The sequence below is a fragment of the Pseudomonas arcuscaelestis genome (assembly GCF_016881005.1).
Taxonomy (GTDB): Bacteria; Pseudomonadota; Gammaproteobacteria; order Pseudomonadales; family Pseudomonadaceae; genus Aquipseudomonas; species Aquipseudomonas arcuscaelestis.
Genome location: NZ_JACOPV010000011.1, coordinates 117,962 through 133,664, shown reverse-complemented (window position 1 = coordinate 133,664; position 15,703 = coordinate 117,962). Strand labels below are relative to the sequence as shown.

The following is a 15,703-nucleotide window of genomic DNA, read 5'->3' as shown; positions in this document are numbered from 1 at the left end:
GAGTCAGGCCTTCTGGCTGTGCAGCTCTCTCATCGCACGCGTCCAGTCGCCGGCGAGGATGTCCGGCAGCACGCCGAGGGCAAAATCGATACTGGCGTCCAGTTTTTCCTGCTCGGCGCGTGGCGCCTTGCCCAGGACAAAACCGGAGACCCTGCTGCTGTCACCCGGGTGGCCAATGCCAAGCCGCAGACGGTGAAAGTCGTTGTTGTTGCCGAGCTGCGCAATAATGTCGCGCAGGCCGTTATGCCCACCATGACCGCCGCCTTTCTTGAGTTTGGCGACGCCGGGAGGCAGATCGAGTTCGTCGTGGGCCACCAGGATGGCATCTGGCGGGATGCGGAAAAAATTCGCCAGTGCAGCAACGGCTTGGCCGCTGCGGTTCATAAAGGTGGTCGGGATCAACAGACGAACGTCGTTGCCCTGAAAGCTGAACTTAGCTGTCAGGCCGAAATACTTGCGGTCAGCAGTCAGATTGACACGCTGGGCGCTGGCAATGCGTTCTACGAAAAGAGCCCCTGCGTTATGCCGGGTCTGTTCGTATTCGGGGCCAGGGTTTCCCAGGCCGACGATCAGTTGGATGGCGGTCACGTCAGGGGCTCTTCCTTGGAGTTGGGGGTTACAGTGCGGGGCACTGTAACCCGATCAACGCCGGCGTGCTGAAATTACTCAGCAGCGCCTTCTGCAGCTTCAGGCGCAACACGCGGAGCGTGAACGTTGGCAACAGCCAGGTCGTTGCCGTGGGCCAGAGCGACGAACTCGACGCCTTTCGGAGCTTTGAGGTCCGACAGGTGAACGATGGTGCCGACTTCGGCGTTAGCCAGGTCGACTTCGATGAACTCAGGCAGATCCTTGGCTTCGCAGGAAACTTCGATCTCGGCCACTACGTGGGAGATTTCGCCGCCTTTCTTGACCGGGGCTTCTTCGTTGACGAAGTGAACCGGTACTTTGGCGGTCAGTTTCTGGCCAGCAATTACGCGGACGAAGTCAGCGTGCATGATGAACTGCTTGGCAGGGTGACGCTGCATCGCTTTAACGATGACGTTTTGCTTAACGCCGTCAACGTTCAGTTCGATAACGTGGCTGTAGGCAGCTTCGTTTTCGAACAGTTTGGCGATTTCCTTGGCCACGATGGTCAGGGATTGAGCTTCTTTGTCACCACCGTATACAACGGCAGGGATTTGGGCGGCGAGACGACGCAGGCGGCGGCTCGCACCTTTCCCCAGGTCGGTACGCGCTTGGGCGTTCAGAGTGAAATCAGTCATTTTGAATCTCCAAAATAGCCATCTCCCGCAGGCGTTTGCGACCAGCGCCAAACGGGGTGGGCAAAAAAGCCCCGCCCCAACAGCAGGTGTTGGGGCGGGGCGCTTTTCGTCAACGAGTGTTTCGCGAGGGCAGGACCCTCAGCGGAACATCGCGCTGATCGATTCTTCATTGCTGATGCGGCGTACCGCTTCAGCAACAACCGGTGCGATATCCAGTTGACGGATACGTGCACAGGCTTGTGCGGCGGCGGACAACGGGATGGTATTGGTTACCACCAGTTCGTCCAGCACGGAGTTCTCGATATTCTCGATCGCTCGACCCGACAGGACAGGGTGCGTGCAATAGGCGTAAACCTTGGCAGCACCGTGTTCTTTCAGAGCCTTGGCCGCGTGGCACAAAGTGCCGGCGGTATCGACCATGTCGTCGACGAGAATACACGTACGTCCTTCGACGTCGCCGATGATATGCATCACTTCGGAGTGATTAGCCTTTTCACGGCGTTTGTCGATGATACCCAGATCGACACCCAGGGACTTGGCAACAGCTCGTGCACGCACGACGCCGCCGATGTCCGGGGACACGATCATGAGATTCTCGAAACGCTGGTCTTCGATGTCATCCACCAGAACGGGGGAGCCGTAGATGTTATCTACCGGAATATCGAAGAAACCCTGGATTTGGTCAGCGTGCAGATCGACGGTGAGAACACGGTCGATACCAACGACGGTGAGCATGTCAGCGACAACTTTCGCGCTGATAGCAACACGCGCCGAACGCGGACGGCGATCCTGGCGGGCATATCCGAAGTAAGGAATCACGGCAGTGATTCGGGACGCTGAGGAGCGGCGGAAGGCGTCGGCCATCACTACCAGTTCCATCAGATTATCGTTGGTTGGCGCGCAAGTCGGCTGAATGATGAAAACGTCCTTACCACGAACATTTTCATTAATCTCAGTGCTGATTTCGCCGTCGGAGAACTTACCGACAGAAACATCACCCAGTGGGATATGCAGCTGACGTACGACACGCCGAGCCAGATCGGGGTTAGCGTTCCCCGTAAAGACCATCATCTTGGACACGCGCAGTACCTGAAGGCTGAGGGTATACCTGGATGAGTATAGGAAAATGGCAGGGGCGGCTGGATTCGAACCAACGCATGGCAGGATCAAAACCTGCTGCCTTACCGCTTGGCGACGCCCCTGTATCTGTTGCTGCGAGTACTTGGTACTCGATTCCTAGAGCAGACTTTGAAGCTTGCGATGCAACATCGAAACGTTGCTTCCCTTTGCTACAAATCCTGATTGGGTATCTGCAAGAAGGGCCAAAACTTTATCAGCTTCAGCTTTGCTTGGGAAGGCCCCAAACACACAACTTCCAGTTCCGGTAAGTCTAGCTTCAGTGAATTTGCTCAGCAAATTCAGTGAGTTACGTACTTCTGGGTAACTCTGCTCTACTACCAGTTGACAGTCATTTCGACTGTTTCCCTTGGGAACGGGGCGCATCTTAAGGGGCAAAGAATCACGTGTCAACTGCGGATGCGAAAAAATTTCTGCAGTACTAACAAATACTTGCGGGACCAGCACGACATACCAGGGTTCTTCCGGGTCTGCAGGGGTGAGGATCTCGCCTACACCTTCGGCGAATGCAGCGTGACCGCGGACGAAAACCGGAACGTCGGCGCCCAGGCTCAAGCCCAGCTCGGCCAGCTGATCTTCGCTGCATTGAAGCTTCCACAGGTGATTCAGGCCGAGCAGGGTAGTGGCGGCATCAGAGCTGCCCCCCCCGATACCGCCGCCCATGGGCAGGACTTTTTTCAGCCAGATGTCAGCGCCTTGTGTGCAGCCGGTCAGTGCCTGCAATTTGCGCGCTGCCTTGACGATCAGGTTGCTGTCATGGGGGACGCCTTCGACAGTGCTGTGAAGGCGGATTTCGCTGTCATCGCGCACGGCGAAGGACAGCTCATCGCCGTAGTCGAGAAACTGGAACAGTGTTTCCAGCAGGTGGTAGCCATCGGCTCGGCGACCAAGAATGTGCAGCATCAAGTTGAGCTTGGCGGGTGCCGGCAGGGTCAGTCGTGACATGTCAGTGCCCCAACTGGCGTGGTTGCCAGTCTTTCACTACCACCGTGACGTCGATGTTCTGGCCATGAAGCTTAAGGCGTTCGGGCAGCCAGTAGCCGTTCTGCTCGGTGTAGCTCAGGTACTCGACGTTCCAGCCATCCTGCTTGAGGTTCGCCAGGCGGCTATCGCTGCCCAGGGTCAACTGGCTTTTGCTGTCGGGTGCGGGCAGGCCGCGAACCCACCAGACCAGATGCGAAATCGGTAGCTCCCAACCCAGCTGCTCGGCCAGAAGTGCTTCCGGGTTCTTGGCTTCATAGCGTCCCTGGTTGGCTACTTCCAACACCACGCCTCCCGGGCGCCCGGTCAGTCGGGCAGCACCACGACCCAGCGGGCCGGACAGGCGAATGTCGTAGTAGTCCTGGCGTTGCAGCCAGAATAAGGTGCCGCTGCCGGAGTCTTTCGGCGCGCGGATTCCCACCTTGCCGTTGATCTGCCAGCCATCAAGCGTGCTCAGCTGTTGTTTGTGCTCGCGCCAGAGTTGTGGGCTGCCCTGGCCCTGTTGAAGGGCCTCGCGGGAACCGAATCCGGCACAGCCGGCGAGTAGGGCGATCAGGCTGAAGGTGATGCAGTGGCGCAAAAACATAGGCTTAAAGAGTCTCGGATCCGGTCAGGCGCAAAATGGTTCTGCGCAGGATTGGGCTGTCTGGTTGGGCTTCGAAACCCTTGGCCCAGATCTGGCGTGCTTCGCGGCGCTTGCCGTTGGACCACAGCACTTCACCCAGGTGGGCGGCCACTTCATGGTCGGGGAAGCGTTCCAGGGCCTGGCGCAAAAGGCGCTCGGCTTCGTCGAGATTACCCATCCTGAAATTGACCCAGCCCAGGCTGTCGAGCACTGCAGGGTCGTCCGGATTGATCTGATGGGCTTTGTCGATCAGCGCCTTGGCTTCTGCATAACGCGAGGTGCGGTCAGCCAGGGTGTAGCCCAGGGCGTTGAGGGCCATGGCGTTTTCCGGCTCGCGGGCAATGATGCTGCGCAAGTCCTTTTCCATCTGTGCCAGGTCGTTGCGCTTCTCTGCCAGCATGGCTCGGGTGTACAGGAGGTTGTTGTCGTCCGGGTATTGTTTCAGTGCTTGCTCCAGCACCTGCAGGGCCTGGGCATCTTTGTCGTTGTTGCCAAGGGCTTCGGTTTCGATCAGGTACAGCTGGATGGCGTAGTCCGGCTGGGTGTCACGGGCCAGGGACAGGCGCCGCGAGGCTTCGCTGCTACGGCCGTTGGCGACCAGGATGTCTGCCTGACGCAGTTGGGCAGGCAAGTAGTCGTTGCCCGGGCCGACCTGGGCGTACTCGTCAAGTGCCGCTTGCTGCTGATTGCGTTCTTCATGGATGCGGCCCAGGTTCAAGTGGGCGGCGTCGACATGGCTATCGCGCTCGATCAGCTCTTGCAGATAACCGGCCGCTTCATCCCAATTCTTGGTTTCCAGGCAGATGAGGGCCAGGGAATAGCGCAGCTCATCGTCATCCGGGTACTGCTCGACCAGGCTGGAAAACTCGATTTTGGCATCGTCCAGGCGATCCTGTTCAACCAGGGTGCGGGCGTAGGTAAGGCGCAGACGCTTGTCGTCCGGGTACTGGCGGATGGTTTTCTGCAGCAGCGGCAGGGCCTCATCCCCACGGCCGACGCTTTGCAGCAGGCGCGAGCGCAGGAGTACTGGGGCGATCTCGCCGTCTTCCGGGGGGTGTTCCTCAAGCAGCGCCAGGGCTGCGTTAGCGTCGCCGTCCTGTTGCAGCAGCAGGGCTTTGCCGAATACCAGTTGACTGTTGTCGGGGTATTTCTGCAGCAGGCGATCAAAGCTTTTTTGCAGACCGTCGCGAGTGTCCTGATCAGTTTCCGCGGCCGATAAAGCGAGGAAATCGAAATGGGTGTCGCCCTTACCCTGGAGGACTTTCTCCATGTAGACCATCGATTCATCGTAGCGACCGGCCCGCGCCAGCTGAATTGCGGCGGCACGTTGGGCGTCAAGACTGTCCGAATCGTTTTTCGCCCAGATCAGGGCGGTGTCCAGGGCCGGTTGATCGGCGCCCAGGTATTCGGCAATGCGATAGGCGCGCTCGGAAATGCCGGCGTCCTGGGTCTTGATCGCTTCGCTGACGTAGTTGTCCAGGGCAATGTCGAAGCGATTGCGCTGGCCGGCCAGTTCGGCGCTCAACAGGTTGTAGATGGTGTCCTGGCTGAACGATCCATACACCACAGGCTTTTCCGGCTGTTGCGCAGCGTCAAGGGCAGGCGCCTGGGTATCCGTCGATTCGGGGGCCAGGGTCTGACAGCCCTGAAGCAGGGCAAAGGCAAGGAACAACGCGTAGGATCTATTCATATTAAGGATTTAGGCGGCTTACCAGCGGTCGGATCATCATGACACAAGCGCAGGGGCAAACCCATAAGCGAAGGTCTTAGTAGAGGTAGACTATAGAGACAATAGCGAGCGGTGGTTGTTCTGGAACCTGCGAAGTAGGACAATTATCGGCTTCTCGTCATTATCAGCGACCTTGCATGGCCTTTCTTGCACTCGGTATCAACCATAAGACTGCCTCGGTAGACGTTCGCGAGCGCGTGGCGTTTACCCCTGAGCAGCTGGTGGACGCCTTGCAGCAGCTCTGCCGACTGACTCCCAGCCGCGAAGCCGCGATCCTTTCGACCTGCAACCGCAGCGAGCTCTATATAGAGCAGGACCACCTGACAGCGGAAAGTATTCTGCGCTGGCTGGCTGAGTACCATCAGCTGAGTCTCGATGAACTGCGAGCTTGCGCCTACGTCCACGAAGATCATGATGCGGTTCGGCACATGATGCGGGTAGCCTCCGGGCTCGACTCGTTGGTGCTCGGTGAGCCGCAGATCCTCGGCCAGATGAAGTCTGCCTATGCAGTGGCCCGCGAAGCCGGCACCATCGGTCCGTTGCTGGGTCGACTGTTCCAGGCCACCTTCAGCGCTGCCAAGCAGGTGCGTACCGACACTGCCATTGGTGAAAACCCGGTCTCGGTGGCCTTTGCCGCAGTCAGCCTGGCCAAGCAGATCTTCAGTGACCTGGGTCGTAGCCAAGCCTTGTTGATCGGCGCAGGTGAGACCATCACGTTGGTCGCACGGCATCTGCACGAGCAGGGTGTACGGCGTATCGTGGTGGCCAACCGCACCCTGGAGCGGGCCAGTACCCTGGCCGAGCAGTTCGGTGCTCATGCTGTACTGCTGGCAGATATTCCACAGGAACTGGTCAACAGCGATATCGTTATCAGTTCCACCGCCAGCCAGCTGCCGATCCTGGGCAAGGGCGCGGTTGAAAGCGCCTTGAAACTGCGCCGGCACAAGCCCATCTTCATGGTCGATATCGCCGTACCGCGCGATATCGAGCCCGAAGTCGGTGAGTTGGACGATGTGTACCTGTACACCGTCGATGACCTGCACGATGTAGTCGCCGAAAACCTCAAGAGCCGCCAGGGCGCTGCCCAGGCCGCCGAAGAGCTGGTTTCGGCAGGTGCCGAGGATTTCATGCTGCGCTTGCGCGAGCTGGCAGCGGTCGATGTACTCAAGGCTTACCGTCAACAGAGCGAACGCCTGCGTGACGAGGAGTTGCAAAAGGCCCAGCGTCTTCTGGCCAATGGTGGCAGCGCTGAAGAGGTGCTGGTGCAACTGGCTCGCGGGCTGACCAACAAATTGCTTCATGCACCCAGTGTGCAACTTAAAAAGCTCTCTGCCGAAGGCCGCCTCGATGCGTTGGCCATGGCTCAGGAACTCTTTGCCCTCAATGAGGGTTCGACGGATAAAACCCCGCAATGAAAGCGTCGCTGCTCAATAAGCTGGACACCCTCCAGGACCGATTCGAGGAATTGACCGCCCTGTTGGGTGATGCTGAAGTCATTTCCGACCAGACCCGCTTTCGCGCCTATTCCCGTGAATATGCCGAAGTCGAGCCCGTAGCCTTGGCCTACGCCCAGTTGCGCAAGGTGCAGGATGACTTGGCCGGTGCCCAGGCATTGCTCAAGGACAGCGATCCGGACATGCGCGAAATGGCCGTGGAAGAAGTGCGCGAAGCCAAGGAACTGCTGGTCGAGCTGGAAAGTCAGTTGCAGCGCATGCTGTTGCCCAAGGACCCCAACGACGGTCGTAACGTGTTCCTGGAAATCCGCGCCGGTACCGGCGGCGACGAGGCCGCGATCTTTTCTGGCGATTTGTTCCGCATGTACGCGCGCTATGCCGAGCGACGTGGCTGGCGCCTGGAAATTCTTTCGGAGAACGAGGGGGAGCACGGCGGCTACAAGGAAATCATCGCTCGCATCGAGGGCGACCATGTCTACGGCAAGCTGAAGTTCGAATCCGGTGCGCACCGGGTGCAGCGAGTGCCGGAAACCGAATCCCAGGGTCGCATTCATACCTCGGCCTGCACCGTGGCGGTTCTACCCGAGCCAGACGAGCAGGTGGCGATCGAGATCAACCCCGCGGATCTGCGTGTGGATACCTACCGTGCCTCCGGCGCGGGCGGTCAGCACATCAACAAGACCGACTCGGCGGTGCGTATTACCCACTTGCCTACAGGTACGGTGGTCGAGTGTCAGGAGGAACGTTCGCAGCACAAGAACCGCGCCCGAGCGATGTCCTGGCTGTCGGCCAAACTCAACGACATTCAGACCAGCGCGGCGCAGAATGCAATTGCCAGCGAGCGCAAGCTGCTGGTGGGTTCGGGCGACCGCTCCGAGCGTATTCGCACTTACAACTATCCTCAGGGCCGGGTTACCGATCATCGTATCAACCTGACCCTGTATTCCCTGGATGAAGTGCTGGCCGGAGGGATCGATGCCGTGATCGAGCCGCTGCTGGCTGAGTATCAGGCTGACCAACTGGCCGCACTGGGTGAGTAAATGACCATTATCGCCAGCCTGCTCCGCGCTGCGGAGCTTCCGGATTCGCCAACGGCGCGCCTGGATGTCGAATTGCTCTTGGCGGCCGCTATCGGCAAGTCGCGCAGCTACTTGCATACCTGGCCGGAGCGGATCGTCAGCAGTGAGGCCGCATTGACCTTTGCCCAATACCTGCAGCGCCGCCGCAGCGGCGAGCCAGTGGCCTATATTCTCGGCCAGCAAGGTTTCTGGAATCTGGACCTGGAAGTTGCGCCACACACACTGATTCCGCGCCCGGACACCGAGTTGCTGGTAGAGACTGCGCTTGAACTGCTGCCGCGTGAGCCGGTTCAGGTGCTCGACCTGGGAACCGGTACCGGCGCCATCGCACTGGCGCTGGCCAGCGAGCGCCCGCAGTGGCAGGTGATGGCTGTTGATCGTGTACTTGAGGCTGTCGCCTTGGCCGAGCGCAACCGTCAGCGCCTGCAACTGGATAACGTCCAGGTGCGTAGCAGTCACTGGTTCGACTCCGTCGAGGGCGAGCGTTTTGATCTGATTGTCAGCAACCCGCCCTATATCGCCGCCCAGGACCCGCACCTGCACGCCGGTGATGTACGGTTTGAGCCGAGCAGCGCTTTGGTGGCCGGGGCTGATGGCCTGGACGACCTGCGGACTATTATCAGCCAGGCGCCTGCGCACCTGAAACCGGGCGGTTGGTTGCTGCTCGAGCACGGCTACGATCAGGCCGCATTGGTACGTGAACTGCTGGCATTGCATGATTTCGAGCAGATCGAGAGTCGTATCGATCTGGGTGGACACGAACGTATCAGCCTGGGGCGACTATCGTGCTAAGTGATCAGGAACTGTTGCGCTACAGCCGGCAAATTTTACTGTCCCAGGTTGATATCGACGGCCAGTTGCGGCTGAAAGGCAGTCGGGCCTTGATCGTCGGTCTTGGTGGACTGGGTTCGCCGGTGGCGTTGTATCTGGCCGCAGCGGGCGTCGGTGAACTGCACCTTGCAGACTTCGACAGCGTCGATCTGACCAACTTGCAGCGCCAGGTCCTGCACGACACGCCATCGGTTGGCCTGAGCAAGGTCGATTCGGCCCTGAAGCGGCTGCAGGCGATCAACCCTGAAATACGCCTGGTCGCCCATCGTAGCGCTCTGGACGAAGACTCCCTGGCCGCAGCGGTGCAGGCGGTGGACCTGGTGCTCGACTGCACCGACAATTTTGCTACCCGTGAGGCGGTTAATGCCGCTTGTGTCGCGCAAGGCAAGCCGCTGGTCAGTGGTGCAGCCATTCGCCTTGAGGGGCAATTGTCGGTGTTCGACCCGAGACGTCCGGAAAGTCCTTGCTACCATTGCCTCTATGGGCACGGCAGTGAAGCCGAGCTTACGTGCAGCGAGGCTGGAGTTATTGGCCCGCTGGTAGGGTTGGTCGGCAGTCTGCAAGCGCTCGAGGCGCTCAAGGTCTTGGCCGGTTTTGGCCAGCCGCTGGTGGGGCGGTTGCTGCTGATCGATGCCCTTGGCAGCCGTTTCCGCGAGCTGCGCGTCAAGCGTGATCCTGGTTGCAGCGTTTGTGGCGCACAGGATGACTGATCCGGCAGCAGCGCCTATTGGCGTTTTTGACTCCGGCGTGGGTGGTTTATCGGTGTTGGCCGAGATTCAGCGTTTGCTGCCCAACGAGTCGCTGCTGTATGTCGCCGACTGTGGAAATATCCCTTACGGCGAAAAGTCTCCCGAATTTATCCGCAAGCGTTGCCGCCGGGTTGCCGAATTTTTCCGAGAACAAGGCGCCAAGGCCATGGTGCTTGCCTGCAACACCGCAACCGTCGCCGCAGTCGCCGACCTGCGTGAGCAGTATCCGAGCTGGCCGTTGGTGGGCATGGAGCCTGCGGTCAAACCAGCCGCTGCCGCCACCCGCAGTGGCGTTGTCGGTGTGCTTGCCACCACCGGAACGCTGCAGAGCGCCAAGTTCGCTGCGCTTCTTGACCGTTTTGCCAACGATGTTCGCGTAGTAACTCAGCCCTGTCCCGGGCTTGTGGAGTGCATCGAAGAGGGCGATCTTGGCAGTCAGCACTTGCGTGACTTGCTTGAAGGTTACGTGAAGCCTTTGCTCGATTCAGGGTGCGACACGCTGATTCTGGGTTGTACACATTACCCGTTCCTCAAGCCATTGCTGGCGCAGATGGTTCCAGCACACATTGCCATTATCGATACGGGTGCAGCTGTGGCGCGTCAGCTGCAACGGCTGTTGGGCGAACGGCACTTGCTGTCTGACGGCCCTGCGCGCGACGCGCAGTTCTGGACCAGCGCCAGCCCGGATCATTTGCGCAAGATATTGCCAATGTTGTGGAATAAATCTGACAGTGTGCGAAGCTTCTTGCTGTAGAAAGTGCGATAAACACAGATTTCCAGATGAACTAACGCAACACCCCTGATTTCTATAATTTGTCCGATGAGACAAAAGAATCATTATTAGCATTAGGAAAAAGGACGTTTCTCATGAGGAAACTGCTTTGTTTGGCTGCTATTGCAGCTGTGACCCTGGGGCAATCGTTTACAACTCAAGCGGCTGATGTTTCCCTTTCGGTGGGGCAGACGGGTGATTCGACCATGACCTATCGCCTTGGTCTGCAGTCGAACTGGGATGCCAGTTGGTGGCAGACCAGCGTTGGTCGGCTTACTGGCTATTGGGATGCCGGGTACACGTATTGGGAAGGCGACGAAACCGCAAGTAATAACAGCCTTTCGTTTGCTCCCGTATTTGTCTACGAATTTGCTGGCGAGACGGTAAAGCCCTATATCGAAGCCGGTATTGGGGTGGCGGCATTTTCCAGCACCGAGATCGAAGACAACAAACTGGGGTCGTCCTTTCAGTTTGAAGACCGTATCGGTTTTGGTCTGCGCTTTGCCGGTGGGCATGAAGTGGGCGTACGCGCCATTCACTACTCCAACGCCGGGTTGCAAACACCCAACGATGGCGTAGAAAGTTATTCGCTGCACTACCGTATGGCGCTGTAGTTCAACTTCGGCCCCGCAGTAACTGTGGGGCCGAATGCCTATTTGGGAAGTGGCCAGAGATCGTGCTGGTGCAACGCTTCCAAAACCAGGTTGCCGTGACGTTTTGGCAGGAGCCCAACAATCACCTCTGCGGCGCTTTTCGCTGTCCAGCGTTCTGGCGAGACAGGTGTCGATGTTTGTGGTGAGTTCCAGTTGAGCGGAGCGATGAGCGTCATGTCGATGAACTGCGCAGCCAGCGCGGCGCGCTGACTGTCGAATAATCCGGCCAAGCTGTTGCTGGGCCCGGGGGGATCGCTGGGATCGTTCAACGGTAGCGCTGAGTATCGGCTGAGAATTCCCACCAGCTGGGGCGAGTTTCCGCTTTGCAGTAATGCCCGGGCACTCTCCAGGCAATAAAGGGCGGCATTGAGGTTGCTGCGAACAAGGCTTGCGAACAACGTTGCGGCCGAGACATCACTTCCCAGGTAATCGCTGGTGCCGGCATTGATAATCAAGCAGTCCAGCGCGCCCCATCGATGGTAGATCTGTTGGGCCGCGGCTGTCGCTTCAAGCGGATTGCTGAGGTCGCCATCCAGTAACAGAAATTTTGAATCGTATTGCCATTCCAGGTTGCGCAAGGCTGGACTGGAGCGACCGCTGGCCGCAACAAAATCACCTTCTTCCAGTAGTTTTTCTACCAGTGCAAGTCCCAAACCGCTGCTGGCACCTGTAATCCAGGCACGTCGGGCAATAGGGTCGATCAAATGATGGTTCCTCAACCTGTTTCGTAAGCACGTCCTTGTAGGTGCTCAACGCCCGAAGACGGCTGCTACTGAGGTCCACAATCGGTTGTGGGTAATCACTTGTAGCAAATAATCCATCTTGTGGAACAGGGTTGTGAACATTTTTTTCATCGGAATCTGCTAACTCCGGTAGCCATTGCTTGATGAAATGGCCCTTACTGTCAAAACGTCGCGACTGGCTGATCGGGTTGAACAGGCGGAAGTACGGCACCGCGTCGGTCCCGGTGGAGGCGCTCCACTGCCACCCTCCGTTGTTGGCGGCCAGATCGCCGTCGATCAAGTGGCGCATGAAAAAGCGTTCGCCTTCGCGCCAATCAATCAGCAGGTTCTTGGTCAGGAACATCGCCACGATCATGCGTAGCCTGTTGTGCATCCAGCCGGTAGCGAGCAGTTGGCGCATCGCCGCGTCAATGATCGGGAAACCGGTACGGCCTTCCTTCCAGGCTTTCAGGTCTTCGGGAGCGTCACGCCAGGGAAGGGCTTCGGTTTCCTGGCGGAAGGCACGGTTTCGCGACACGCGCGGATAACCCACCAGGATATGTTTGTAGAACTCACGCCAGAGCAGTTCGTTTATCCAGGTCACCAGCCCGCTGTTCCCGCTATCGAACTCCCCGTAGTTATGTGCCAGGGCCCGGTGCAGGCACTGGCGAGGCGAAATGACGCCTGCGCTAAGGTAGGGGGAAAGTTGGCTGGTGCCTGCGACGGCGGGAAAGTCCCGTTGCTCTTGGTAGTCGTCAACGGACTCATCGATAAATCGCTGTAAGCGCGCATTCGCTTCATCCTCACCGGCGGGCCAGAGGTTGCGCAGACTGGCGGGGGGCACTGCAAAACCCGGCACCTGGGCAGGAATTTTATCGCTGGTGATTTCCAGCGCTTGTTGAGGTGTGGGGGGGCGTTGCAGGGCCGGTGGGCTCAAGTGCAAGCGCTCATGGCAAACCTTGCGAAATTGGCCGAAGACCTGGAAATAGCCGCCGCTACGAGTAAGGATGCTTCCAGGTTTGAACAGCAGTTGATCCAGGTAGGAATGAACGGCAATGCCTTCGCGTGTCAGTCTGTCGCTCACAGCTTGGTCGCGCCGAGTTTCATTGACGCCGTATTCTTCGTTCAGATGCAGCGCCTGAATCTGATACTCCTGACACACCTTGAGCAGCACGTCGGGTGCCTGGTCCCAGGTGTCGGCGTCGCGCACCAGCAATGGAATGTTCAGCGAAGCGAGTTGTTTTTCCAGCAATGCAAGATTGCGTAACCAGAAGTCGATCTTGCACGGTGCATCGTCATGGTTGCGCCACTGCTGGGGGCTGACGAGCCAGAGCGCCACAGTAGGACCTTGTTCGCCGGCGGCGGACAGTGCGGTGTTGTCGAGTACGCGCAGGTCGCTACGCAGCCAGATAAGTTGCATGGTAATTCCTGTTGGGTATCGGCGGCTCAGATGGCATTGCGCAGGCTTAGGCCTTCCGGGTGCGGCTGCAGGTAGACCTGCTTCTGCAAGTAGGGATCGGGATGGCAACGCAAATGATGCTTGAGCAGCGTTAGCGGCACGACCAAAGGGACGATGCCGGCATGATATTGATTGATCAGTTGGCGGATTTCCTGGCGATCATCCTGGCTAAGCGCGGTGCGCAAATAGCCGCTCAGGTGAAGCAGCACATTGCTGTGGTTGCCGCGACTGGCGCAGCGACGCAGGGCGAGCATCAACTGACTGAAATAGTGTTGGCCAAGTACCTGCGGGTCATCATTGCGGGTCATGCTGCCCAGCAGCTTGCCCAGCACCTTGTACTGCTGTGGATTGTTGGCCATCAGCTGGTACTTGTAGCGTGCGTGAAAAGCGATCAGTGCACCACGGCTCAGCCCCTCGGTCTGCAATTGCTGCCAGTCAGCGAAGGCGTAGACGCGGGTGATGAAATTTTCCCTCAACACCGGATCGCACAGACGCCCATCTTCTTCAACCGGCAGATCCAGGCGTTGCTCGCAGAACGCTGCAGCGTACAAGCCGCGGCCGTCGATGTGCGCAGGCTTGTCATTAGCCCGGTAGACCTTGACGCGCTCGAGCCCGCAGGAAGGAGACTTCTGCATGAAGATATAGCCGCAGATATCGGTGAGTTCCCGGGCCATCTGGTGCCCATAGGCTTGCAATGGCCCGGAAAGCTCCAGCGCGGAGTCGTGGCTCATTACGGCCTGCGGGGACTGCGAATTACCTACCAGTCGAATCGGGGCGCGAGGCACACCCAAACCAATGGCTATTTCGGGGCAGACCGGAACGAGTTCGAAGTACTCGCCTAGCACTGCACACAGGCGCGACGCCTTGTGCCCGCCGTTGTAGCGGACCTGGGCACCGGTTAGGCAGGCGCTTACCGCGATTTTTGGCTTGCGGGCGGAATGAGAGCTGTCCATAGGCGGGCCCCGTTTTTTAATCTTGTACAAATCAAATTAGATGTACAGGTTTATCATAGAGACAAAAATGCACAAGTAAATGAATTTGTACAAAACAAGCCGAGGCCGTTGTTGCAGATACTCAAGGTGCGGGCGGGTTTCCCGAGGGCCTACTCAAGATGCTCGAGCAGTCGCCGCGCCGCTTCCTGGCCGCTGAGCCAGGCGCCTTCTACGCGTCCGGACAGGCACCAGTCGCCGCAGGCATACAGGCCCTGATCGGCATCGGCCAGGGCACCCCATTCATGGTTGCCGGCCGGGCGTGCATACAGCCACCGATGGGCGAGGGCGAAGTTGGGCGCCGGAACCATACAGCCCACCAGTTCGGCAAACTCCCCGCGCAGGTGCTCGATCACTGCCTCCTTGCTCAAGTCGATGTGCTGTTTGCTCCAGTCCGAGGTTGCATGCAGCACCCAGGTATCCTTGTGCGCGTCGCGGCCCGGTTTGCTGCGGTTGCGTGCGAGCCAGTCAAGGGCGCAGTCCTGGACGAAGCAACCTTGCATGGGGGTATCCAGTGGGGAGTCGAAGGCCAGGGCGACAGCCCACGTCGGGTCCATCTGCACCCCTGCAGCGGCGGCAGCAAGTTTGGGTGTGGCAGCCAGTAATTGCGTGGCCTGGGGCGCCGGCACTGCGACAATGACTCGACTGAAGGGGCCGTGACTGCAGCCCTCGGTATCTTGCAGGTGCCAGTAATGCTTGCCGCGAAACACTTCAGCGATTCGGCAGGTGAAGTTGACCGTCAGATCCTTGAGCAGGCCGCGGGTGATGGCGCTCATGCGCGGCACGCCTACCCAGCGGGTCTGCTCATCCGGCGACGGGCTGAGAAGGCCGTTTTGATAGGTGTACAACTGGGGCTTCCATTCGGCGACCCAGCCTGCAGCAACCCACTGCTGGATCTGCTCGACAAAGCGCCGGTCGCGGGCAGTGAAGTACTGCGCTCCCAAATCAAGCGCGCCAGCATCGCTGCGTTTGCTGGCCATGCGTCCCCCGCTACCGTGCCCCTTGTCGAACAAGTGGACGGTTTGTCCGGCTTTCTGCAAAGCCTGGGCTGCGGACAGTCCGGCAATTCCGGCACCGATGATGGCAATAGGTACGGTCATGATGGCCTCTTTGAACCGTGATGGTTTAAGACTACTCCGTTGGGTAAACCTGTACAGCTTCTGACTTCCGTATAAGATGCCTTCCTTCGGTCCCGCTGGTTGGCCTATGTTTATCCGAGGGTCTTTGGGTCAAAAAAGTGCCTTGATCTTAAAAATAGACC

The 15,703-nt window shown here is 58.8% G+C and carries 15 protein-coding genes, 1 tRNA gene and 1 pseudogene; 6 read left to right on the top strand and 11 right to left on the bottom strand.

Annotated elements, in window-relative coordinates; all coding sequences use genetic code 11:
- Positions 1–3 precede the first annotated feature (3 nt).
- The 7 genes from pth to H8F21_RS18240 form a co-directional block, all read right to left on the bottom strand.
- Entirely contained in the window at positions 4–588 is a 585-nt protein-coding gene (gene pth, locus H8F21_RS18270) for an aminoacyl-tRNA hydrolase (RefSeq protein ID WP_136478178.1), read from the bottom strand.
- 74 nt (positions 589–662) lie between these two features.
- Positions 663–1,262 (bottom strand): 50S ribosomal protein L25/general stress protein Ctc, encoded by a 600-nt coding sequence (locus H8F21_RS18265; protein ID WP_203480542.1) that lies wholly within the window; start codon positions 1,260–1,262, stop codon positions 663–665.
- Positions 1,263–1,400: 138 nt separating this feature from the next.
- Positions 1,401–2,342: a ribose-phosphate pyrophosphokinase gene (locus H8F21_RS18260; protein WP_028944092.1), complete on the bottom strand. Its 942-nt coding sequence runs from the start codon at positions 2,340–2,342 to the stop codon at positions 1,401–1,403.
- Between the two features lie 47 nt (positions 2,343–2,389).
- Positions 2,390–2,464: transfer RNA gene (locus tag H8F21_RS18255), tRNA-Gln, on the bottom strand.
- 34 nt (positions 2,465–2,498) lie between these two features.
- Positions 2,499–3,344 (bottom strand): 4-(cytidine 5'-diphospho)-2-C-methyl-D-erythritol kinase, encoded by an 846-nt coding sequence (gene ispE, locus H8F21_RS18250; RefSeq protein ID WP_203480545.1) that lies wholly within the window; start codon positions 3,342–3,344, stop codon positions 2,499–2,501.
- A 1-nt stretch (position 3,345) separates the two neighbouring features.
- Complete coding sequence (gene lolB / locus H8F21_RS18245; protein ID WP_203480548.1) at positions 3,346–3,966, bottom strand: lipoprotein insertase outer membrane protein LolB; 621 nt, start codon at positions 3,964–3,966, stop codon at positions 3,346–3,348.
- Positions 3,967–3,970: 4 nt separating this feature from the next.
- Complete coding sequence (locus H8F21_RS18240) at positions 3,971–5,695, bottom strand: tetratricopeptide repeat protein (protein ID WP_203480551.1); 1,725 nt, start codon at positions 5,693–5,695, stop codon at positions 3,971–3,973.
- A 176-nt stretch (positions 5,696–5,871) separates the two neighbouring features.
- Here H8F21_RS18240 and hemA point away from each other — a divergent pair, with 176 nt between their 5' ends.
- From hemA to H8F21_RS18210, 6 genes are all read left to right on the top strand, one after another.
- Positions 5,872–7,149 carry a glutamyl-tRNA reductase gene (gene hemA / locus H8F21_RS18235; protein ID WP_203480554.1) on the top strand — a complete coding sequence of 426 codons (1,278 nt, stop codon included), beginning with the start codon at positions 5,872–5,874 and terminating at the stop codon, positions 7,147–7,149.
- Positions 7,146–8,228, top strand: a complete 1,083-nt coding sequence (gene prfA / locus H8F21_RS18230) for a peptide chain release factor 1 (RefSeq protein WP_203480557.1) — start codon at positions 7,146–7,148, stop codon at positions 8,226–8,228. Before hemA ends, prfA begins: the two co-directional genes overlap by 4 nt.
- Positions 8,229–9,059: a peptide chain release factor N(5)-glutamine methyltransferase gene (prmC, locus tag H8F21_RS18225; protein WP_203480560.1), complete on the top strand. Its 831-nt coding sequence runs from the start codon at positions 8,229–8,231 to the stop codon at positions 9,057–9,059.
- Positions 9,053–9,808, top strand: coding sequence for a molybdopterin-synthase adenylyltransferase MoeB (locus H8F21_RS18220; protein ID WP_203480563.1), 756 nt, complete (start codon positions 9,053–9,055; stop codon positions 9,806–9,808). The genes prmC and H8F21_RS18220 overlap by 7 nt, the downstream gene beginning before the upstream one ends.
- Positions 9,801–10,601: a glutamate racemase gene (murI, locus tag H8F21_RS18215; protein WP_203480566.1), complete on the top strand. Its 801-nt coding sequence runs from the start codon at positions 9,801–9,803 to the stop codon at positions 10,599–10,601. The genes H8F21_RS18220 and murI overlap by 8 nt, the downstream gene beginning before the upstream one ends.
- A gap of 113 nt (positions 10,602–10,714) precedes the next feature.
- The gene (locus H8F21_RS18210) at positions 10,715–11,233 is read left to right on the top strand and encodes an acyloxyacyl hydrolase (RefSeq protein WP_203480569.1); all 519 of its coding nucleotides are present in this window, start codon (positions 10,715–10,717) and stop codon (positions 11,231–11,233) included.
- A gap of 38 nt (positions 11,234–11,271) precedes the next feature.
- On the opposite strand, the gene H8F21_RS18205 is transcribed toward H8F21_RS18210, so the two are convergent.
- The 4 genes and pseudogenes from H8F21_RS18205 to H8F21_RS18190 all read right to left on the bottom strand — a co-directional run bounded on the left by H8F21_RS18205 (position 11,272) and on the right by H8F21_RS18190 (position 15,542).
- Positions 11,272–11,925 (bottom strand): SDR family NAD(P)-dependent oxidoreductase, encoded by a 654-nt coding sequence (locus H8F21_RS18205; RefSeq protein WP_203480572.1) that lies wholly within the window; start codon positions 11,923–11,925, stop codon positions 11,272–11,274.
- A 67-nt stretch (positions 11,926–11,992) separates the two neighbouring features.
- Positions 11,993–13,414: pseudogene (phrB, locus tag H8F21_RS18200) on the bottom strand (deoxyribodipyrimidine photo-lyase); the annotation flags it as partial.
- Between the two features lie 26 nt (positions 13,415–13,440).
- On the bottom strand, positions 13,441–14,406 hold the full coding sequence (locus tag H8F21_RS18195; RefSeq protein ID WP_203480578.1) for a DUF523 and DUF1722 domain-containing protein: 966 nt from the start codon (positions 14,404–14,406) through the stop codon (positions 13,441–13,443).
- A gap of 149 nt (positions 14,407–14,555) precedes the next feature.
- Positions 14,556–15,542, bottom strand: a complete 987-nt coding sequence (locus tag H8F21_RS18190; RefSeq protein ID WP_203480581.1) for an NAD(P)/FAD-dependent oxidoreductase — start codon at positions 15,540–15,542, stop codon at positions 14,556–14,558.
- Positions 15,543–15,703: the final 161 nt, after the last annotated feature.